Source organism: Corticibacter populi (genome assembly GCF_004217315.1).
GTDB lineage: Bacteria > Pseudomonadota > Gammaproteobacteria > Burkholderiales > Burkholderiaceae_C > Lampropedia > Lampropedia populi.
Window position 1 is genome coordinate 581,955 of sequence record NZ_SGWR01000002.1, and the last position, 21,571, is coordinate 603,525.

The 21,571-nt window shown below is 66.7% G+C and carries 16 protein-coding genes; 9 read left to right on the top strand and 7 right to left on the bottom strand.

Annotated elements, in window-relative coordinates:
* The first annotated feature begins 32 nt into the window (after positions 1-32).
* From tldD to EV687_RS08830, 3 genes are read left to right on the top strand one after another with little or no spacing between them, the layout of a single operon-like run.
* On the top strand, positions 33-1,556 hold the full coding sequence (gene tldD, locus EV687_RS08820) for a metalloprotease TldD (protein ID WP_122231863.1): 1,524 nt from the start codon (positions 33-35) through the stop codon (positions 1,554-1,556).
* Positions 1,557-1,602: 46 nt separating this feature from the next.
* Positions 1,603-2,613 carry an LLM class flavin-dependent oxidoreductase gene (locus EV687_RS08825; protein WP_122231792.1) on the top strand — a complete coding sequence of 337 codons (1,011 nt, stop codon included), beginning with the start codon at positions 1,603-1,605 and terminating at the stop codon, positions 2,611-2,613.
* Positions 2,610-3,650 carry a phytanoyl-CoA dioxygenase family protein gene (locus EV687_RS08830; protein WP_162846677.1) on the top strand — a complete coding sequence of 347 codons (1,041 nt, stop codon included), beginning with the start codon at positions 2,610-2,612 and terminating at the stop codon, positions 3,648-3,650. The genes EV687_RS08825 and EV687_RS08830 overlap by 4 nt, the downstream gene beginning before the upstream one ends.
* A 9-nt stretch (positions 3,651-3,659) precedes the next feature.
* On the opposite strand, the gene EV687_RS08835 is transcribed toward EV687_RS08830, so the two are convergent.
* Both EV687_RS08835 and EV687_RS08840 read right to left on the bottom strand, forming a co-directional pair.
* Positions 3,660-3,965, bottom strand: a complete 306-nt coding sequence (locus EV687_RS08835; RefSeq protein ID WP_122231794.1) for a hypothetical protein — start codon at positions 3,963-3,965, stop codon at positions 3,660-3,662.
* A gap of 130 nt (positions 3,966-4,095) precedes the next feature.
* The gene (locus EV687_RS08840; RefSeq protein ID WP_122231795.1) at positions 4,096-5,223 is read right to left on the bottom strand and encodes a 3-deoxy-7-phosphoheptulonate synthase; all 1,128 of its coding nucleotides are present in this window, start codon (positions 5,221-5,223) and stop codon (positions 4,096-4,098) included.
* A 500-nt stretch (positions 5,224-5,723) separates the two neighbouring features.
* Between EV687_RS08840 and EV687_RS08845 the strand changes: the two genes are divergently transcribed.
* Positions 5,724-6,257 (top strand): c-type cytochrome, encoded by a 534-nt coding sequence (locus tag EV687_RS08845; RefSeq protein ID WP_122231796.1) that lies wholly within the window; start codon positions 5,724-5,726, stop codon positions 6,255-6,257.
* Positions 6,258-6,439: 182 nt separating this feature from the next.
* Here EV687_RS08845 and EV687_RS08850 read toward each other — a convergent pair whose 3' ends face one another.
* The 5 genes from EV687_RS08850 to EV687_RS08870 all read right to left on the bottom strand — a co-directional run bounded on the left by EV687_RS08850 (position 6,440) and on the right by EV687_RS08870 (position 9,844).
* Entirely contained in the window at positions 6,440-6,820 is a 381-nt protein-coding gene (locus EV687_RS08850; RefSeq protein ID WP_122231797.1) for a roadblock/LC7 domain-containing protein, read from the bottom strand.
* 74 nt (positions 6,821-6,894) lie between these two features.
* Positions 6,895-7,296, bottom strand: coding sequence for a hypothetical protein (locus tag EV687_RS08855; protein WP_122231798.1), 402 nt, complete (start codon positions 7,294-7,296; stop codon positions 6,895-6,897).
* A gap of 113 nt (positions 7,297-7,409) precedes the next feature.
* A complete protein-coding gene (locus tag EV687_RS08860; RefSeq protein ID WP_162846678.1) occupies positions 7,410-8,723 on the bottom strand; it encodes a phosphatase domain-containing putative toxin in 1,314 nt (437 codons plus the stop codon).
* An 11-nt stretch (positions 8,724-8,734) separates the two neighbouring features.
* Positions 8,735-9,346, bottom strand: a complete 612-nt coding sequence (locus EV687_RS08865) for a GTP-binding protein (RefSeq protein WP_122231800.1) — start codon at positions 9,344-9,346, stop codon at positions 8,735-8,737.
* 39 nt (positions 9,347-9,385) lie between these two features.
* Positions 9,386-9,844 (bottom strand): hypothetical protein, encoded by a 459-nt coding sequence (locus tag EV687_RS08870; RefSeq protein ID WP_130466478.1) that lies wholly within the window; start codon positions 9,842-9,844, stop codon positions 9,386-9,388.
* A 244-nt stretch (positions 9,845-10,088) separates the two neighbouring features.
* Here EV687_RS08870 and EV687_RS08875 point away from each other — a divergent pair, with 244 nt between their 5' ends.
* From EV687_RS08875 to pbpC, 5 genes are all read left to right on the top strand, one after another.
* Entirely contained in the window at positions 10,089-10,589 is a 501-nt protein-coding gene (locus EV687_RS08875) for an NUDIX hydrolase (protein ID WP_207226416.1), read from the top strand.
* Between the two features lie 13 nt (positions 10,590-10,602).
* Entirely contained in the window at positions 10,603-11,997 is a 1,395-nt protein-coding gene (locus tag EV687_RS08880; protein WP_122231803.1) for an aminopeptidase P N-terminal domain-containing protein, read from the top strand.
* A 158-nt stretch (positions 11,998-12,155) separates the two neighbouring features.
* On the top strand, positions 12,156-12,740 hold the full coding sequence (locus tag EV687_RS08885; RefSeq protein ID WP_122231804.1) for a bactofilin family protein: 585 nt from the start codon (positions 12,156-12,158) through the stop codon (positions 12,738-12,740).
* Between the two features lie 231 nt (positions 12,741-12,971).
* On the top strand, positions 12,972-19,079 hold the full coding sequence (locus tag EV687_RS08890; protein ID WP_122231805.1) for an alpha-2-macroglobulin family protein: 6,108 nt from the start codon (positions 12,972-12,974) through the stop codon (positions 19,077-19,079).
* Between the two features lie 4 nt (positions 19,080-19,083).
* The gene (gene pbpC, locus EV687_RS08895) at positions 19,084-21,459 is read left to right on the top strand and encodes a penicillin-binding protein 1C (protein WP_122231806.1); all 2,376 of its coding nucleotides are present in this window, start codon (positions 19,084-19,086) and stop codon (positions 21,457-21,459) included.
* Positions 21,460-21,571: the final 112 nt, after the last annotated feature.

Sequence of the window (21,571 nt, forward strand, 5' to 3'; positions counted from 1 at the left end):
CAGCGCCAGGGCATCCATCCTACAATCGGCGCATGAGCACCTTCCATGCCCCCAGCCTGCAACACGGCACCGCAGGCACCAGCGCATTTGCCATTGCCGCCGAACCCCACGTGACCAGCACCGAGGACCGCCTGGCAGTGGCCAGGCGCGTGCTGCTGGCACCCTATGGACTCGACGAACAGCATCTGCGCCGCGCACTGACCGAGATTCGCCGCCGCCGCGTCGATGACGCCGACATCTACTTCCAGTACACCCGCCATGAGAGTTGGAGCCTGGAGGAGGGCATCGTCAAGACCGGTGCCTTCGGCATCGACCAGGGCTTTGGCGTGCGCGCAGTCGCCGGCGAGAAAACCGCCTTTGCCTATTCCGACGACATCTCCGAGGCCGCCCTGCTCGATGCCGCGCACACCGTGCGCAGCATCGGGGCAGCGGGCGGCCGGGCCCGCGCCGGCCGCCACCGCCTGGCCGCCAGCCGCTCCCTCTACCCCGCGCTGGACCCGATCACCACCCTGGGCAGCCAGGACAAGGTAGACCTGCTCGGCCGTGTCGAGACCCTGGCGCGCGGGCGCGATCCGCGCATCGTACAGGTCATGGCCGGCCTGGCCGCCGAATGGGACGTGGTGCTGGTGGCCCGCGCCGACGGCACGCTGGCGGCCGACGTGCGGCCGCTGGTACGCCTGTCGGTGACGGTGATCGCCGCGCAGAACGGCCGTCGCGAGATGGGCTCGGCCGGCGGCGGCGGCCGTTTTGGCCTGGCCTACTTCGACGATGCGCTGATTGCCGGCTACGTGGACGAGGCCGTCGGTGCGGCACTGACCAACCTCGAATCGCGTCCGGCCCCGGCCGGCGAGATGAGCGTGGTGCTCGGCCCCGGCTGGCCCGGCGTGCTGCTGCACGAGGCGGTCGGCCACGGCCTGGAGGGCGATTTCAATCGCAAGGGCTCGAGCGCCTTCAGCGGCCGCATCGGCGAGCAGGTCGCCGCCCGGGGCGTGACGGTGCTCGACGACGGCACGCTGGCCGACCGGCGCGGTTCGCTCAACATCGACGACGAGGGCCACCCCAGCCAGCGCAACGTGCTGATCGAAGACGGCATCCTGGTCGGCTACATCCACGATGCGATGAACGCCCGGCTGATGCGCTCCGCCCCCACCGGCAACGGCAGGCGCGAGAGCTATGCGCACATCCCGATGCCGCGCATGACCAATACCTACATGCTCGGCGGCGCGCACGACCCGCAGGAGATCATCGCCAGCATCGACCGCGGCCTCTATGCCAGCAACTTCGGCGGTGGCCAGGTCGACATCACTTCCGGCAAGTTCGTCTTCAGTGCCAGCCAGGCGTGGTGGGTCGAGAAGGGCCAGTTGCGCTACCCGGTCAAGGGCGCCACCATCGTCGGCAACGGCCCCGAAGTGCTCAAGCGCGTGAGCATGATCGGCAACGACCTGCAACTCGATAGCGGCGTGGGCGTGTGCGGCAAGGAAGGTCAGAGCGTGCCCGTCGGCGTGGGCCAGCCGACGCTGCGCATCGATGGTCTCACCGTCGGCGGCACCGCCTGACGGCACACAAAAGATACAAAAAAAAATACGCAAGAAAGCACACATCATGGCCGTCTCCCGCCAACCCCGCCTGTCCATGCTGGACCTGGTCACGGTGCGCCAGGGCCAGGGCGTCGCCCAGGCCATCGACGTGACCGTTCGCACCGCGCAGCTCGCCGAATCGCTGGGTTTTGCCCGCTACTGGCTCGCCGAGCACCACAACATGCCGGGGATCGCCAGCTCGGCAACTGCGGTTCTGATCGGCCATGTCGCCGGACAGACGCAGCGCATCCGCGTCGGCTCTGGCGGCATCATGCTGCCCAACCACGCGCCGCTGGTGGTGGCAGAGGCATTCGGCACGCTGGAAGCGCTGTATCCGGGCCGCATCGACCTGGGTCTCGGCCGCGCGCCGGGCACCGACCAGCCCACCATGCGCGCGCTGCGCCGCCATCGCATCGAAAGCGAGGACGATTTTCCCCGCGAGGTGCAGGACCTGCTGGCGCTGCTCGATGAGCCCCGCCCGGGCCAATCCATCGTCGCCACACCTGGCGCGTCCAGCCACGTGCCGATCTGGCTGCTGGGCTCGAGCCTTTTCTCCGCGCAGCTCGCCGCGCACCTGGGCCTGCCGTATGCGTTCGCCTCGCACTTTGCGCCACGCTTTCTCTACCAGGCCATCGCGATGTACCGCGACCGGTTCCAGCCCTCCAAGCACCTCGCACGGCCTTACGTGATGATCGGGGTGCCGGTCATCGCCGCCGCCAGCGATGACGAAGCCCGCCTCCTCGCCAGCAGCACCTACCAGCGCATCCTGGGCATTCTGACCAACCAGCGCGGCCTGCTGCAACCACCCACGCCCGGCTATCTGGAGAGCCTCGAGCCCGGCGCCCGCAAGGCCATCGAGGACTTTCTGGCCATCGGCATCATTGGCAGCCCGCAAACCGTGCAGCAAGGCCTGGTGCATCTGGCCGAATCGACCGGGGCGGATGAATTCATGCTGGTCACCGACATCTATGACGCGGACGCCCGCCTGGAATCCCTGCGCATCACGGCCAGCGCGCTGGCCGGGGAGGCGCCTTGACCGCTGTCATCAAAAAGCGCCTCAAGGCCGCGCTGTTGCTGCCATGGCATACCGCCGTGCTGGCGACGCCGGCTAAGAGCTTCCGTGACAATCCGGTAATCGGCAACCGGGTCCTCAATGCGCTGGGCCTGCACGTCATCCGGCTGGTGCTGGCCCACGCCGTCTTCGGCCTCAAACTGCGTCTGCTGGCGCCGCTGGCCCGGCGGGACGAACGGGAGACCTACCGCCGCGACGGCTTCATCCTGAAAAGGGACTTCCTGCCAAAGCAGGCCTTCGAGGCGCTCCGGCAGGAAGCCCGCGACTATTCCGGCGAAGCCTGGCAGTGCGTGCAGGGCAACACCATCACCTGGCGCGCGCTGATCGACGAGGACATGCTGGCGCGCAGCCCCGCGACGCGCGCGCTGGTGGACAACCGCCTCTTCGCACGGCTGCTCAAATACACCTCCGGCCGCAATGAGAGACCGCTGCTGTACATCCAGCAGATCCAGAACGGCCACGCCAACAGCCAGGCACCGGACCCGCAGAAGGTGCTGCATGCCGACACCTTTCACCCCACCATGAAGGCCTGGCTGTTCCTGGAGGACGTCGGCCCGGACAATGGCCCCTTCACCTATGTGCGCGGCTCCAACCGCCTGAGCTTCAAACGCATCTGCTGGGAATACCGGCGCTCGCTGCGCGCCCGCTATGTGCATGACGGCTACTCTGAGAAGGGCTCGTTCCGCATTCAGGACGATGAACTCGCCGAGCTGGGCTTGCCGCTGCCCGAGAGCCTGGCCGTGCCGGCCAACACGCTGGTGATTGCCAATACCTGCGGCTTCCACCGCCGCGGCGACACGCAGCAGCCCCAGGCCACCCGGCTAGAGATCTGGGCCATGAGCCGCACCAACCCCTTCAACCCGTTTCCGGGCCTGGGCATTGGCGCGCTGGTACGCTGGCGCGATCGCATCTACCGCGCCTATCTGCGCCGCACCGACCGGCAGGCCCGCGCGCGCGGCCGGCGGGCCAGTTGGCATGCGGCCCCCGGCCAGCCCAAATGAGACCCGGGCTCAGCTGCTGATCGTCGACGTCAGCACGTCGATACGCACCACCGACTTGCCCAGCGCGGCGATCACCGCGGCGGCAAAGCGCCCGGCCCAGTCGGCATCGCCCAACTGCCGGGCGCCTGCCGCGTCGGCAACGGCCAGTACCTTGTCGACCAGCAGCACCTTGCCGCTGGCGCGCACTGGCTGGCAATCGAGCTCGACGAACTGATCATCCAGCCAGCGCCGCGCCTCATGGGGCTCCAACTGCGCATGCGGGATGAGATGAAATTCCTGGTCGGCCCCCAGAACCACGGTTACTTCGCTGTGCACGGCATGTCTCCTCGGAAATCGACGAATGGCGGCCAGCTTAGCGGCGGCGGCGCCAATCGCCTATAAGGGAAACGCTGAGCGGCCGCAGCAAACCGGCCGTTGCCCTCCCACGCATCCGCTTAGGACCTGTTCAGGCCTGTCGGCGGCGCGCCAGCACGGCTGCCGAGAGGGTCTTGAGAATGTCCTCGGACTCTTCCCAACCCACGCAGGCATCGGTGATGCTCTTGCCGTATTCCAGCCGGGTCGGATCGTCCTCGCCCGGGTTGAATTTCTGCGCCCCGGCATTGAGGTGGCTCTCGATCATGACACCGAAGATCTGCTGCGAGCCATCGGCGATCTGGCCAGCAATGTCACCGGCCACGACATGCTGCAGTTCATGCTTCTTGCAGCTGTTGGCATGCGAGCAATCGACCATCAGCGACGGATGCAGACCCACTTTCTCCAGGTCGGCACAGGCACTGGCGACATGCTCGGCCTGGTAGTTCGGTGTCTTGCCGCCGCGCAGGATCACGTGGCAGTCGGTATTGCCTTCGGTGACGACGATCGCCACCTGCCCGCTCTTGTGCACCGAGAGGAAGTGGTGCGGACGGCTGGCCGACATGATCGCGTCGGTGGCGATGCGGATGTTGCCGTCGGTGCCATTCTTGAAACCGATCGGCGCCGACAGGCCCGAGGCCAGTTCGCGATGCACCTGGCTCTCGGTGGTGCGCGCACCGATGGCACCCCAGGCAATCAGGTCGCCGATGTATTGCGGCGAGATCACGTCCAGCATCTCGCTGCCAGCCGGCACGCCCAGGCGGTTGATGTCGATCAGCAACTGGCGCGCAATGCGCAGGCCTTCGTCGATGCGGTAGCTCTGGTCGAGGTAGGGATCGTTGATCAGCCCCTTCCAGCCCACCGTGGTGCGCGGCTTCTCGAAATATACGCGCATGACGATCTCCAGTGAATCGCGATACTGGTCCCGCACGCGCTTGAGCCGCCTGGCATATTCCACCGCCGCCACCGGGTCGTGAATGCTGCAAGGGCCGATGACGACCAGGAGGCGGTCGTCCTGGCCGTTCATGATGCGGCGAATGTGATCGCGCGTATCAGCCACCAGCCGCTCGACGCGTGTGCCCTGGATCGGGAAGAATCGAATCAAATGCTCGGGAGGAGGCAGCACGGTGATGTCCTGAATTCGCTGGTTGTCTGTCTGGCTGGTTTTTTCGACAGAGTGATACCAGCGCCCGGGCGGTTGGTTCGTGATGTCAGCGGTCATGGGGTCCTCGTTGCTGAATGGAAGAAAGTGGATCGGTCAGGGCAAACGCTCGAACTGGGGTTCCAAACACAAGCCATGAAAAAACCGCCGAGCTTTGCGGGCATCGGCGGTTCTTGGTAATCGAAGCTTGCGTGATCTGCGCGTCTCGACCTCTCATCCGCCAGGGACAGAGAAGTAAAACCAGAAAAAGTAGGAACGCGCAATCTGCATGCCGCAAACTCTAGCACAGATCTTCCCTCTGGCAATGCGGCAGCCGCAAAAATCGCCGTGCCGGCACCTGCTCTTGTCGCTGGAGGCGACGGGACGATGCGGCCTAGACGGTTGCCGCGCTGGCGCCAAGCCCAATCCGAAGCACAACTGATCCAGCACAAACATTCCCGCAAAAAACGCCGCCTTCAGGAACGACGCAGGCAAGGCCTGCAACGCGCTCACCGGCGCTGCCTATAATTTCCCAGGCCCATTGCCGCCCATGGCAGGCCCACAATAATTCGAGGTTCCCCATGAGTGCAAGCGTTCAGACCGGCGAGAGCCACACCGGCCCGACCGAATCATCCAGGCAATCCCTGCTGGCCACTGCATACGCGGTGCTGCTGCCACTTTTCATTCTCTGTGCGCTGGCCTATTACGCCATCTCGACGCACACCCGCGCCAACAGCGACTCGCAGCAGTTGGCCGCCACCGATGCGCGCATCAGCAAGGTCGGCGGCATCGAGATCCGCGACGCCAACCGCCCGTTGGTCGGCGGGCAAGTGGTCTACGAGGCCCAGTGCGCGGCCTGCCATGCCAGCGGCGTTGCCGGCGCCCCGACATTCGGCGATGCCAGCGCCTGGACGGCGCGCATCGACACCGGCTTTGACGCGCTGGTGAAATCGGCCCTCGAAGGCAAGGGCGCCATGGCCCCACAGGGTGGCGGCAACTTCAGTGACCTGGAGATTGCCCGCGCCGTGGCCTACATGACCCATGCCGCCGGCGCCTCCTTTGCCGAACCCGATCCCGAAAGTGGCGAAGGCGAATCAAGTACGCCGGCACCATGAATGGATCGCCGTGCAGGCGCATCCGTCCAGGGTCTGTGGAACAGGTTCCGGAGCCGCAAATTAGAAAACGCCGGGCAGTTGCCCGGCGTTTTCAGTTCCTGGTTTGCAGTGCCATCCGCGAAATCAAATCGACTGGACAGCACTCCAGAAGAATCGGCGACAGCGATTGGCAGGAAAAAAATTCACTGGTCGGCCAACGCCGCCAGTTGCAAGGCCTTCTGACGGGCCTCAAGCAGCACCCGCCCCAGATTGGCCCCGCTCTCTGCCGACAAAGTCAGCGCGCGGCCCGGACCGGCTTCGACCAGCAGCATGACGCCACGGCTCCCGCCCAGGATGACCTGCTTGAGATCGCCCACGTCCACCTCCTTGGCAGCACGGCGCGACAGCGCCAGCAGCGAGGCGCACATGGCGCCGATGCGATCGGCATTGACCTCCGCATCGGAAACCGAGGCCAGCACGAAGCCGTCGAAGGAAACCCATGCTGCCAGTTCGATCTGGCCGGAATTGGCCCGCAGCTCCCGCAAGATGCGGCGCGCCTGGGAACCCGTGACTTCTGACAGCATTCAAGCTTTCCAAAAACACCCCGACGGGACCGCGCCATGGGCATGGCCGGCACCTCTCCCGCAGGGATACGGCATCAAAGCGAGGTTTCGATCGCAGGCATCGCCATGCGGGCCTTGGTCAGCACCATGCCCAGGTTGGCGCCCTTGCGACAGACGAAAGTGGCAACCTGCGATTGCTGCTTGCCACGGATGAAAACGTGCAACAGGTTGTCGCTGTTGACAATGATTTCCTGGAAATAGTGGCGACCATCTTCCTGCACGCCACGCACGCGGCGGAAGATCTTCTCGATCGCCTGCACGTTGGGGCCCTGAAACAGGTCGGCCGTGGCGGCCGACAGCAGGTCGATCACTTCCTGCGCATGCGAATCGACGGTCTTGATGGCCAGCAGCATGCCGGACTCAAGGTCCACGTAGCCAGCGGCCACGCAATCGGGAATGGAGGTAATGGCCTTCTGGAGGCTGGCATCGAGTGACATCGCGGTATCTTCCTTGTGGTGAATCGAACGGCATCAATGACGGTGAAGGCCAAGCCTGCCAATCATTACGCACTGCAATAATTGTAAGGAAAATAAAAAAAATTTGTGCTGGATCAAGAAAAAGTAACACTTTCCAACAAGAACCGTTGGAATTGCGCCAGAAAGATCCGCTGCGCCTCGGACTGGATCCAGCCGGTATCGATGCGTCGCATGGCGCGCAGGGCCTGTTCGCCCGACCATTGACCCTTGGAACGCCACATCAGGTACATGCCCAGCACCGTGCCGGTGCGGCCCTGCCCGGCCTTGCAGTGCACGGCCACACAGGCTCCCGCAGCCAGTTTCCGATCCAGCAGCGCGCAGATGTCGACAGCCTGCTCCAGGCTCGGTGCGGCCATGTCCGGCATCGGCGTGAAGCAGCATTCGATCCCATACTGGGCAGCCAGCGCCGCATCGAACGGGGTCTCGGTGAGATTGAGCAGGGTGGTGATGCCACTGCCTTGCAGGCCTTGCAAATCCTGCTGCACATCGGCCAGCAGCCCGGGCATGGCCACGCCTGCCAGCTGGTCCGGCACCACCCAGCGAAACCGATTGGGCTGCAGGGCGTGGCCACGGCCATGCCCGGGCCTGCGCCCGGCCTGCAGGGCGGCCATCGCCATGGCGATGCGATCGCTGGTCTGCGCCGGCTCCTGCGCCGGCTCGGCGCTTTGCTCCGGCAGGGTGCCATGGGCGAGAAAGTAGCGCGCCTGCTCGCTTTGCGGCGCGGCGAAGAACCGCGCCGCCGGTCCTGCTTCGATCACGCGACCATTGCCCATCAGAATGACTTGGTCTGCCACCACCCTGGCCTCGCCGAGGTGATGGGTAATCATCAACAGACTGGCGCGCAGCGCGAGTGCCCGTACCAGTGCCAGCACTCGCCGCGCGGCGGCTTCGTCCAGGCCGGCCGTGGGCTCGTCGAGCAGGACCAGGTTCGGCTGCAGCGCCGCCACTTTCAGCAGGTTGAAGCAGATCCAGTCGGCTTGCGCCAGGGCGGCGCATTCGTCGAACAGCGCCGGCAGCCATTCGCGGCAATCCAGCTCCGCGAACAGGCTACGCAACTGCTGCAGCACGGTGGCCGCATCCTCGGCCCGCCCCTCACAAAAGAACTGCAGGACAGTGCCAGCCGGCCGCGCCGGTTTCTGCAGCACCGCCGCGCAGCGCAGCGGCGCGTGGCGCGTGGCGCCGGTACAGGCGGCGCGCCAGTCGCCCTCGTCCACCTGCAGGACGCCTGCTGCCGCCTGGCCCAGCACGCGGATGCTGCGCAGCAGGGTCGACTTGCCCGTGCCGGACGGGCCCAGGATCACGCAGCAGCCCCGCTCCGGCAGCGCCACATCGGCGCCGAAAAGAACCTGTCTATCCGCATACCAGGCATCGAGTCCTTCAATGGACAACAGGCACGGCCTCATGCCTGGGTGCCTGTGAGGACGTGCATGCGCTCGTGCAGCAGGGAACTCGGGTAACGGTGGAAAGACTCCAGCAGCGCCGTCATCACCACCAGCAACACGGCCACATCCTGCTGCTCGCGCGCGTCACACCACAGTATGGGCGGATGGCAGAGGCTGCAGGTACAGGCCGAGCGCTCGGCGAAGTAACGCTGGTAGATGTCCAGGCTGCGCGTCTCGGCATCGTCCGCATGGGTGATACCGATGACCACCGGGAAATCGGTGCCGCCCTTTTGCGCGTGCACTGCCTCGATGTAGGCATTGAGGTCCGCCCGCGGATCAGGGCGGCTGTGGTCGAGGAAGATCACCGCGCCCTTGGCCTGCTCGAGCAGAATCTCCCACATGAAGTCGAAACGGTCCTGGCCGGGCGCGCCATGCAGGCGCAGCCGGTCGCCGTTGCCCAGGTCCATCACCCCCATGTCCATCGCCACAGTGGTGGTTTCTTTGAGGGCCAGGGTCTCCTCGTCGGAAGCCCTGACATCGGTATCAACGACCTCGATGTCGCTGATGGCGCGAATAGCCGTGGTCTTGCCGGAGCCGACCGAACCAAGAACTGCAATATTCCATTCCATGGCAGAGATTGTCCTGTAATACGCGATCCGGTTCGGCCCTCAGGCCACCAATTTCTTCCACAAACGATGCAGGAACGAGCCTTCCGGCGAGGATGGCGGCCGCATCGCATCGGCCGCTGTCACCGTCGGTGCGGGGGCGGCGCGTTCCGATGGAGCAGCAGGCTGTTTCGGCAAGGCTGGCGCGGCTCCGTCGGGGGCCGCCGCCGAGGGCGTGGGCGCCGCCTGGAATATGCCGATGCAGCCGGCATCGAACAGTTCCTGCAGCATGGTTTCAACTTCATAGCTGGGCAGGTCTACCGCGCGATGGACCAGGAACCCCACCGTGGGCTTGCGCGAGAGCAATGCACAGATGCGCGCGATGTCGCCAATCCGTGAAATGTCGTATTGCAGGGAGAAATCCGGCCATTGCCGGATATAGAGGAGCCGCGCACGAACGCTCTCGTCGAACGCACTGGGTGTAGAGCCGAATGACATCTTGCTTTGCCCTTTCTTCTTCATGCGCACGTCAGGCGCCCTGCCAACCATCCCGCATGCCGAGAAGCCACCTTCAGCGAAATGCAAGAATATTGTTACACATGTTTCAACAATTCAAACAACTGCCGCGATTATTCCGCTTTTGCCAACGGTCTGCTGGCACCTCCTCCGGCAGGCCCTGCCCCAGCAGGGTTTCCAGGCCCCATGCATGCGCCGTTCATTGTCCATGTTCCAACCCGATACAGGCGGTCAATAGATAATAGGGCGCATGCAAAACCGCTGGAAACCCAATGTCACTGTCGCCGCCGTCATCGAGCACGGTGGCCGCTTTCTGCTGGTCGAGGAAGACACGGCCGATGGCATTCGCTACAACACCCCAGCCGGGCACCTCGACCCGGGCGAAGACCCGATTCAGGCCTGCCGCCGCGAAACCCTGGAGGAGACCGCCCACGACTTCACGCCCACGGCGCTGGTCGGCATCTACCTCAACCGCTTCACGAGCAGCCGCAGCGGCGCCGATGTCACCTACCTGCGCTTTGCCTTTCGCGGCGAACTGGGTCAGTTGCACACCGATCGGCCGCTGGATACCGGCATCCTGCGGGCCGTGTGGATGAGCCTCGACGAGGTGCGGGCCTGCCATGCCCTGCACCGCTCTCCAATGGTCTTGCACTGCATCGAGGACTATCTGGCCGGTCAGCAGTACCCGCTCGCGCTGATCCACGCCGACCCGAGCATCTATCACCAGCCCCAACCCAGTCTGGCCGCCTGAGGCGACCCGCACCATGTCTTCCAGCACCTCCGTTTACGCCCAGCGACGCCAGCGCGCCGCCGCCCAGATGCAGCCGGGCAGCATCGCCATCATTCCCACCGCACCGGAGCGGCTGCGCAACCGCGACAGCTACTTTCCATACCGGCACGACAGCTACTTCTACTATCTGACCGGCTTTGCCGAGCCCCATGCCGTGCTGCTGCTCGATGCCGGCGGCCACAGTACCTTGTTCTGCCAACCCAAGGATCTCGAGCGCGAGATCTGGGATGGCTACCGCCTCGGCCCGGCCGCCGCCACCGAGGTGCTGGGCGTCGACACGGCCTGGCCGATCGGCGAGATCGACACCCGCCTGCCCACGCTGCTGGAAAACCGCGAGGCCGTCTGGTACCCGTTTGCCACTCACGAGGGACTGGCGCTACGCATCGAAGGCTGGTTGACCAAGGTGCGTGCCCGCGCGCGTTTCGGTGCCAGCTGCCCGCAATCGCAGCACGACATCTGCGCCATCCTCGACGAGATGCGCCTCGTCAAGGATGGGCACGAGATCGCGCTGCTGCGCCGCGCCGGCGCCATCAGCGCGCGCGGCCATCTGCGCGCCATGCAGCGCAGCGCCCGCATGCTGGCCGCTGGCGACGATGCCCGCGAATACCACCTGGAGGCGGAACTGCTGCACGAATTCCGCCAGCAGGGCGCGCAGTTTCCCGCCTACAGCAGCATCGTCGCCGCCGGAGCCAATGCCTGCGTGCTGCACTACCGCGCCGGCGATGCCCCATTGCGCGCCGGAGAGCTGGTGCTGATTGACGCCGGCTGCGAATTCGACAGCTACGCCGGCGACATCTCCCGCACCTTTCCTGCGGACGGCCGCTTCGGCGCCGCCCAGCGCGATCTCTACGATCTGGTGCTGGCCAGCCAGCAGGCCGCCATCGACGCCACGCAACCGGGTGCGCGCTTTACCGACCCGCATGACGCCACCGTGCGCGTGCTGGCGCGCGGCATGCTTGACTTCGGCCTGCTCGATGCCAACCGGGTCGGCACGGTCGACGACGTGATCGAGCAGCGAGCCTATTTCCGCTTCTACATGCACCGCACCAGTCACTGGATGGGCATGGACGTGCACGACTGCGGCAGCTACAACGAGCCGGGAGAGCAGGGCCAGGTGCAGGAGCGCCGCGATGCGCTCTCGGGCGAGATGGTGCGGCAGCGGCCGGCACGCATCCTGCGCCCCGGCATGGTGCTGACGATCGAGCCAGGCATTTACGTGCGCGCCGCAGACGACGTGCCCGAGGCCTTCCATGACATCGGCATCCGCATCGAGGACGACGCCCTGGTCACCGAACAGGGCCACGAGCTGCTGACCCGTGACGTGCCCGTCGAGGCCGATGCCATCGAAGACTTGATGCGGCAGGACTGAGAACCGGCTCACAGGTTCATACTCCTGCGGTTGCAGTCTGAAAATCATGCAAGAAAACGAAAGAAACCCGATCTTTACGCGCCAATATGGCAAAAACAGCGCATATTTCACGTAAATTCAGCATCGCAACCCCTGATTTTTACTGAAGGATTATTCAAATGGGCGTCCAATCCAACTTTTTCGGCAAACGCGATTCGGGCAAGACCGAACCCAGCAGCGCCCCCGCAACACCTGCCACCAGCGCCGCGCCGCTGACACCGGGCGCCGCCAAGCCCGCCGGCTTTTTTGGCGCATCGGCACCATCGGCCACTCCGCCGTCGGCCACGGCAGCGCCCTTTGCCGGGGCTCCCGCCGCCAGTGTCCCCGCAGCCGATGCGGCAGCGCCCAAGCAAAGCAAGCTCACCGTCGGCCCCAACATCAAGCTCAAGGGCGTCGAAATCACCGACTGCGATGTGCTGTTCATCGAAGGCGTGGTCGAAGCCACCCTGGACTCGCACCTCATCCAGATCGCCCAGCAGGGCTCGTTCAATGGCACGGCCAACATCGACATTGCCGAGATCCGCGGCACTTTCGAGGGAGACCTGACGGTGCGCGACAAGCTGACGGTATTCTCGACCGGCAAGGTGCAGGGCAAGATCCGCTACGGCAAGCTGGTGGTCGAGGAAGGCGCGACCATCACCGGCGAGATCAGCGCCAGCGGCACGGGCGGCGCGAGCAGCCCCGCCAGCACGGACAGCAACTGAAAACGCCCGCCGGCGCTGCCTGCCACTGAATGGTGGGAAGCCCCCTCGGGGCCAGTGACGCCAAAGTAACGTTTGCAAACGCTTGTGCGGGCTGGCCTCGGCCGGCCTGCAAACAGACTGCCCCATAATGCAGCACCACTGCGGGGCGGTTCCCTTCAAGCCAAGCCCGAAGCTCAGCCAGCACCGGGACCGACCTTCGCCTGATCAATCCGTGTCTTCAAGAAGGTTGGTATGGCTCCCCCTCTGCACCGCCCTCTGGGCCTGACCGCGGCCGCCTTGGCCATAGTCTGTACGGCCCTGATTTGCACCGCGGCCCAGGCCGCCCAGATTCAATCGATCACGCCCTCCGGCAGCGTATCCTCCGACACTGCCCAGGTGGTGGTGAACCTGCGACAGCCCGCCGTGGTACTGGGCCGCCCCGATGCCCCGGCGCCCGTTGCGATTGCCTGCGAAGGGGTGCAGGTCGAAGGCCAGGGCCGCTGGGTCAACGAAAAGCGCTGGGTGTTCGATTTCAACACGCCGCTGCCTGGTGGCGTGCGCTGCACCGTCACCGCCGACCCCAGCTTCCGTGACCTGGAGGACACCTCCATCACCGGCGCCAAGCCGCACCGTTTCGACACCGGAGGTCCGATCGTCGAACGCATCCGCCCCTACACCTGGTCGTCGGCCATCGACGAGGAACAGCATTTTCTGCTGAGCACCAATGGCGCGGTGGATCTCAAGACCCTCAGCGGCAAGGTGTGGTGCCAGAGCGCCGATGTCGGCGAGCGCATTCCGGTGCGCCTGCTCGATGACCAGGAACGTGCCAAGCTGCTGCAAAGCACCGGCATGGGCCGCGCGGACGACTATGACGCCGACTACGAGGCCGATGACGGGGAGGGAGACGCCCCGGAGCCAGGCACCAGCGCCGCAGCCGACCCGCGCCGTTACATTGCGCTGGCATGCCAGCGCCGACTCACGCCCGGCACCGATGTGCAACTGGTCTGGGGCAAGGGCATCGCCTCGCCCGCAGGCGTGGCAACGGACGAGCCGCAGCGCTTTTCCTACACGGTGCGCAAGCCCTTCGAGGCCAACTTCAGCTGCCAGCGCGAGCAGGCCGACCGCAAGTGCATTCCGGTGCTGCCGATGCGCTTGCAGTTCAATGCGCCGGTCGAGGCCACGCAACTGCCGAAGATCAAGCTCCGCGCCGGCGGCCAGGAATGGCCAGCCCGTGCGCAGGCGGGCGACGACTATGGCTATGCCGATGGTGACTTGTTCGATGCCGCCGCCGTGCTGGCCGATCCGGCCCGCTTCGAAGGCCGGCAAATCCACAGCGTGGTGTTCGAGGGGCCGTTCCCCGAGAACACCCGCATGAGCCTGGAGCTCGACGGTGCGCTCAGCGACGATGCTGGCCGGCCGCTGAGCAACGCCGCGTCCTTTCCACTGGCCGTGGCCACCGACCGCGCACCGCCGCTGGCCAAGTTCCCCACCGGCGAATTCGCCGTGATCGAGCGCTTTGCCGAGGGTTACCACGAACCGGCGCTGCTGCCGGTGAGCCTGCGCGCCGTCGAAGTGCCGCTGCCCATCCAGACGCTGCGGCTGGGCGCCGATGCCAGCGACGCCGACATCATCGACTGGATGTACCGCACCGAGAAATACCAGCCCGGCCGCTATGTCAGCCGCAAGCAGGCCGGCGAGGACGGCATCCGCAAGCTGCCCACCTTCGTGCCCAGCGAGACGCGCGACCGCCACGAAAGCTACCTGGAGACTCGCGCGCTGTCGCTGCTCGATGGCGCCAGCCAGGTCTCCCAGCAAACTATTCCGGCCCGCAAGGACAACCCGGACCGCGAGGCCACCGAAGTCGTCGGCATTCCGCTGGAGCCGGGCTTCCAGGTCGTCGAGATCGCCTCGCCGGCCCTGGGCGAGGCGCTGCTCGCGCCCGACTATGAAGGCCCGCGCACACTGTATGCCCGCACCGCGGTGCTGGTCACCAACCTGAGCGTGCACTTCAAGCTCGGCGCCGCCAACTCGCTGGCCTGGGTGACCTCGCTCGACAGCGGCAAACCAGTGGCCGGGGCGACGGTGCGCGTCAACAGCTGCGAAGGCCAGCAGGTCGCCGAAGCCACCACCGATGCCAACGGCGTGGCGCGCTTCGATGACATCTCCGGCCGGCCCCAGTGCCGCCGAAACGGCGACTACTGGCACGACCGCGCCTACATGGTCAGCGCCCGCTCGCCCGACGGCCAGGACCTGGGCCTGGTCTGGACCGACTGGCAGCGCGGCATCGAACCCTGGCGCTTCCAGGTGCCGACCGACTATGCGCTGCAGGGCGACAGCGAACTGGCCCACACCGTGTTCGACCGCACGCTGCTGCGCGCCGGCGAGACGGTGTCGATGAAGCACTATGTGCGGCTGCCGGTGCTCGCCGGCATCGATGGCAAATCCTTCGGTCCGGACGAGCTGCTGATCCGCCACAACGGCAGCGGCCAGGAATTCACGCAGACGCTGGAGTGGTACAAGACCAGCGGCGGCGGCCTCAGCGCGGATTCCTCGCTGCAGTTGCCACGGCTGGCGCCGCTGGGCAGCTACAGCGTCATCCTGCGCGACAACGAAACCAATGACGATCTCTACACCGGCAGCTTCCGCGTCGAGGAGTTCCGCCTGCCGGTGTTCGAGGGCTCTGTGGTTCCGGTCGGCGGCCAGGCCCTGGTAGGCGTCGAGCAGATCGACATGAACCTGCAGCTGGGCTACGTCAGCGGCGGCGGCGCAGCCCACTGGCCGGTACAGGTCTCGGCCATGCTTGAACCATTGGCGGTGCGCTTCGCCAACTACGAGAACTACCGCTTCGACCCGCCCGCAAGGCGCGATGACACGGCCGATGAAGCGCCCATCCAGGAGCAGGCCTCCCGCAAACTGGTGATGGACAAGCGTCCTCTCAAGCTCGACGCACAGGGCAACACCCGCTTCAGCATCGATGCCAAGGACCGCAGCGACCGGCCGCAGAACCTGCGCATCGAAGCCACCTTCGAAGATCCCAACGGCGAGATGCAGACCATCACCCGGGTCGAGCCGGTCTGGCCGGCCGCAGTGCTGGTGGGCCTGCGAACCGACTACTGGATTTCGGTGGACAAGCCGCTGGCCGTGCAGGCCGTGGCGCTGACGCCCGATGGCAAGCCGGCGGCTGGCACGCAGGTCAGCGTGCGCGCGCGCAGCCACACCACGCTCACCACCCGCAAGCGCATGGTGGGCGGCTTCTACAAATACGAGCACCAGTACGAAAGCAAGGACCTCGGCCAGGTCTGCGGCGGCAAATCCGATGCCGCAGGACGCATCGAATGCAAGGTCCAGCTCGAGGAGCCGGGCCAGATCGAACTGATCGCCAGCGCCAGCGATGGCAGCGGCCGCGACTATGCCGCCGCCACCAGCGTGTGGGTCACCCGCAAGGGGGAAGTGTGGTTCGACGGCGAAGCCTCGGACCGCATGGACGTGCTGCCCGAGAAGCCGTTCTACGAGCCAGGCGAGACGGCACGTTTCCAGGTTCGGATGCCCTACCGCAAGGCGCAGGCGCTGGTCGCCGTCGAGCGTGAGGGCATCCTCGAGACCCATCTGATGGAGCTCTCGGGCAGCGACCCGAGCTTCACCCTCAAGGTTGGCGATCAATGGAGCCCGAACATGTACGTCAGCGTGCTGGCCGTGCGGGGACGGCTGCGCGAAGTGCCCTGGTACAGCTTCTTCACCTGGGGCTTTCGCTCACCACGCGTCTGGTGGCAAGCCTGGCGCAACGACACCGGCGAAGCCGTGCCGCCCACCGCACTGGTCGACCTGAGCAAGCCGAGCTACCGCTTCGGCGTCGCTGCCGTCAAGGTGGGCCATGCCAGCCACCGCATCAACGTGCAGGTCAAGGCCGACAAGACCCGCTATGCCACACGCGAGAAGGCGGTGCTCGACATCCAGGCCACACTGCCGGGCGGCAAGCCCGCCGCGGGTGCCGAAGTGGCGCTGGCGGTGGTCGACAAGGCCCTGCTGGAGCTGGCGCCCAACCAAAGCTGGGACCTGCTCTCGGCCATGATGCGCGAGCGCAGCTGGAGCGTGCAGACCGCCACCGCGCAAATGGAAGTGGTGGGCCGCCGCCACTACGGCCGCAAGGCCGCCCCGGCCGGCGGTGGCGGCGGTGCCGATGGCGCCACCCGCGAGCTCTTCGACACGCTGCTGCTGTGGCAGCCGCGCGTGCAGCTCGATGCCCAGGGCAAGGCCCGCGTCGAAGTGCCGCTCAATGACAGCATCACCACCTTCCACGCCGAGGCAGTAGCCGACGCCGGTGTGCAGTTCTTCGGCTCGGGCAGCGCCGAACTGAAGGTTGCGCAGGACCTGCAGATCATCAGCGGCCTGCCGCCAGTGGTGCGCGAAGGCGATGTGTTCGACGCCCGCTTTACGATCCGCAACAGCACCGACGCGCCCCTCAAGGCCATCGTCGAGGCGGCCATCCAGAGCGGCGATGTGCTGCCCAATGGTGCCGCGCCGGCACTGGCGCCGCAAACCGTCGAGATCGCCGCCGGCTCGGCGCAGACCGTGCAATGGCGCGTCACGGTGCCCTACCTCGGCCAACCCGAACCCGAGGCGCGGCAGACCTGGACGCTGTCGGCCCGTACCGAAGGCGGCAAGGTGGTGGCGGAAGACCGCATCGAGCTGCCACAAACCATCGTGCCGGCCATCCCGGTGACGGTGCGCCAGGCCAGCCTGCGCCAGCTCACCGAACCGCTCGAATTGCAGGTGGGCATGCCGGGCGATGCCCTCGAGGGGCGTGGCGGCATTCACATCGATGCGCAGGCCTCGCTGGGCGGCGACCTGCTGCCTGGCCTGACGCGCTGGTGGCGCTACTACCCCTATGCCTGCCTGGAGCAGCGCTACGGCAAGGCCATCGGCCTGATGGATACCAGCCTCTGGAAGGGCGTGGCCGACGACCTGCCGGCCTACCTCGACGATGACAGCCTGGCCAGCTACTTCCCGCCGCGCCGTGGCGACGATGGCAGCGTGTTCCTCACCGCCCACCTGCTGGCCGCCGACGCCGCGCTGGCGGCGCTCGGCGAGACCGAACTGCGCATCGACGAGGGCTCGCGCCAGCGCATGATCGAGGCACTGACAGCCTTTGCCGAAGGGCGCCTGCAGCGCGAGGTCTTCGCGCCGCGCAACGACCTGCCGATCTACAAGCTGATGGTCATTGCCGCGCTGGCCAGCCATGGCGCCGCCGAGCCGCGCCTGCTCGAGAGCATCCAGATCACGCCGCAGCGCTGGCCCACCCATGCGGTGCTCGACTGGCTGCAGATCCTCAAGAAGCTGCCCAATCTGCCGCAGCGCGCGCAGCGCCTCGAGGAAGTCCAGCAGGAACTGCTCAGCCGCATCCTGCAGACCGGCGCACAGGTGCTGTTCACCACCGAGAAGACCGACGACTGGTGGTGGATGATGCAAAACGGCGACACCAATGCCGCCCGCCTGCTCTACCTGACCGCCGACATGCCGGAATGGAAGGACGAGATGGGCGGCCTGGCCAGCGGCCTGCTGGCGCGCCAGCGCCAGGGCGCCTGGAGCACCACCACCGCCAACCTGTGGGGCCAGCTGGCAGTGCGGCAGTTTGCCCGCATCCATGAATCGGTGCCGGTGACCGGCACGCTGGCCGCCGCGCTTGGCGCCGAGCGACAAAGCGCCGACTGGCCGGCGCAGGCCGCCGCCACTGGCAGCGACACCGCCAGCCGGCCTGTCAACACCAGTACCGACAAGCTGCATCTGGAATTTGGCTGGCCCGACGCCATCGCGCGGCTGGGCGATGCCGAGAATGCCTCGCGCCTGGCCATCACGCAGCAGGGCACCGGTGCGCCCTGGGTCACCATCAGTTCACTCGCGGCGGTACCGCTGAAGGCGCCGGTGCATTCGGGCCTGCGCCTGGAAAAATCCATCACCCCCATCCAGCAGGCCGTGCCCGGCCAGTGGAGCCAGGGCGACATCTACCGCGTGCGCCTGGTCATCCACAGCAATGCGCAAGTGGGCATCACGGCGCTGACGGACCCGATTCCTTCTGGCAGCACCATCCTGGGCGGCGGCCTGGGCCGCGACTCGGCCATCGCCACCGAGGGCGAAGCGCAGCAGCGCGGCTATGCCATCGCCTGGGAAGAGCGCAAGATGGACATGATGCGGGTCTACTACTACGCCATCTGGCCCGGCTCCACGCAGTACGAATACACCGTGCGGCTGAACCAGCCCGGCGAATTCTCGTTGCCGGCCACGCGCGTGGAAGCCATGTACATGCCGCATGTCTTTGGCGAAGTGCCCAATGACGCGATGCACATCGGCCCGTTGCCGCAGTGAGGCAATGCGCAGCCTGCGGCGGCTGATCGCCACCGCGGCGCTGGGCGCTGGCGCCCTGTGGCTGGCCGGGCCCAGCGCTGCATGGGCGCAAACGCAAGCACAGGCGCAAACACAGAGGCAATCGCCTAGGCAGGCACAGACGGAAGCGCCGGCAGTGCTGCCTGGCTTCGAGGCGGTACGGCAGGACTGGCGCGCCTCGGAGACCTGGCTGCTCGATCGCCACGGCCAGCGGCTGCAACGCGTGCGCACCGACTTCTCGGTGCGGCGTGGCGACTGGGTGGCACTGGAGGACATGTCACCGGCGCTGCTGCACGCCATCGTGCTGACCGAGGACAAGCGCTTCTACGAGCACAGCGGGGTGGACTGGAGCGCCGTCTCGGCCGCTGCCTGGAGCAACCTCTGGAACGAGCGCACCCGCGGCGCCTCGACCATCACCATGCAGCTGGCCGGGCTGCTCAATGAATCGCTGCGCAGCCGCGCGGGCGGGCGCAGCTGGCAGCAGAAGTGGCGCCAGCTCTGGTCCGCGCGCGACCTCGAAGACCTCTGGAGCAAGGCCGAGATTCTCGAGGCCTACCTGAACCTGGTGCCGTTCCGTGGCGAAATGGTCGGCATCGACGCCCTCTCGCGCAGCCTGTTCGACAAGGCGCCCGACGGCCTGGACCTGCGCGAATCGGCCATTGCCGCGGCGCTGCTGCGCGCGCCCAATGCCCCGGTGGCCACCGTGGCGCAGCGCGCCTGCCTGGCACTGCAGCAAGGCGGCTCGCACTGGGGCGGGGACTGCAAGGCACTGGCGCTCTACACCACCGCAGCGCTGCAGCGGCGGCACTTCAACCCGGTCAGCGGGCCGGCGCCCCACTTTGCGCACCACCTGCTGGCCCGACAACGGCAGCCAGCAGCCGGCCAGGCGGAGGACGGTCATGCCGAGCAAAGCATCGTCACCAGCCTGGATGCCCGCATCCAGCGCCATGCGCTGCGCAGCCTGCACACCCACCTGGGCGCGCTGCAGGGCCGCAACGTGCAGGATGGCGCGGTGCTGGTGCTCGACAATGCCAGCGGCGAGGTGCTGGCCTGGGTCGGCTCCTCCGGTCAGGCGCTCAGCCGCGCCGCCGAGGTCGATGCGGTGCTGGCGCCGCGCCAGCCGGGCTCGACGCTCAAGCCGTTCCTGTATGCCCAGGCCATCGCCCAGCGGCGCCTGACGGCCGCTTCGCTGCTGCACGATTCCCCTGCGAGCATTCCGACCGAATTCGGCATCTACGCACCGCAGAACTACGACGAAGGCTACAAGGGCTGGGTGTCGGTGCGGCAAGCGCTGGGCAGCTCGCTCAACATTCCTGCCGTGCGGGCCCTGCGCATGGTCTCGCCCGAGGCCTTCTCGCAGCAGCTGCGCGCGCTCGGCCTCTCGCTGCCCGAGCCCTCGGGCTACTACGGCTACAGCCTGGCGCTCGGCGGCGTGGACGCCAGCCTGCTCGAACTCACCAACGCCTATCGCACGCTGGCCAATGGCGGCTGGCACAGCGATGTGCGCCTGACTCCCCGGCAGGCACGGAACAGCGCAGAAGACCAGGCGGAAAACCGGGCCGACGACACCGGGGGCCAGCGCGTGCTCGATGCCGCCGTGGCCTTCATCGTCACCGACATGCTGGCCGACCGCCATGCCCGCGTGCTCACCTTCGGCACCGACAGTCAGCTCGCCACGCGCTTCTGGAGCGCCGTCAAGACCGGCACCAGCAAGGACATGCGCGACAACTGGGCCATCGGCTTCACGCCCCGCTTCACCATCGGCGTGTGGGTCGGCAATGCCGACGGCTCGCCGATGCAGGAAGTCAGCGGCGTCTCCGGCGCAGCGCCGGTCTGGGCCGACGTGGCCGCCTACCTGCACCGCCTGCAGCCCGCCCATGCGCCCGCGCCACCGGCCGCTCTGGTGCACCAGGCCGTGCACTACGACATCCCCGCCGGCAACGCGCGCGAGCGCTTCCAGGAGGCCGACCGGCTCGAATGGTTCCTGCCCGGCACCGAGCAGGCCGTGTTCAGCCTGAACGTGCCGGATGAGGTGCCGGACGAGCCCCCAGCCGACACCGTGACCGGGGGTGCCGAGGCCGCGCGTGCGCGCATCCTGCGGCCCGACAGCGGCACCATTCTCGCGCTCGACCCCGACATTCCGCCGCACAACCAGATGCTGCGCCTCTCGGCCAGCCGCGCCGACGTGCGCTGGTACGTCAACCAGCAGCCCGTCACCGGCCTGACCGACGCGCGCAACTGGTATTGGCCACCCATGCCGGGACGCCACCGCATCGAACTGCGCAGCGCCGATGGCGAGCGCCTGCTCGATGCGGTGCAGATCGAAGTGCGCGGCGCCAGCCTCAAGACCAGCGGCGAATGAGGCGCCGACATCAAAGCGCACCAACCCAGCTTTGCCTGACCCAGGCGGACCACAATGTCCCCAAGGCAAGGATGCCCGACACACGAGCAGCGGACAAGTGGCGAGCGCGCGC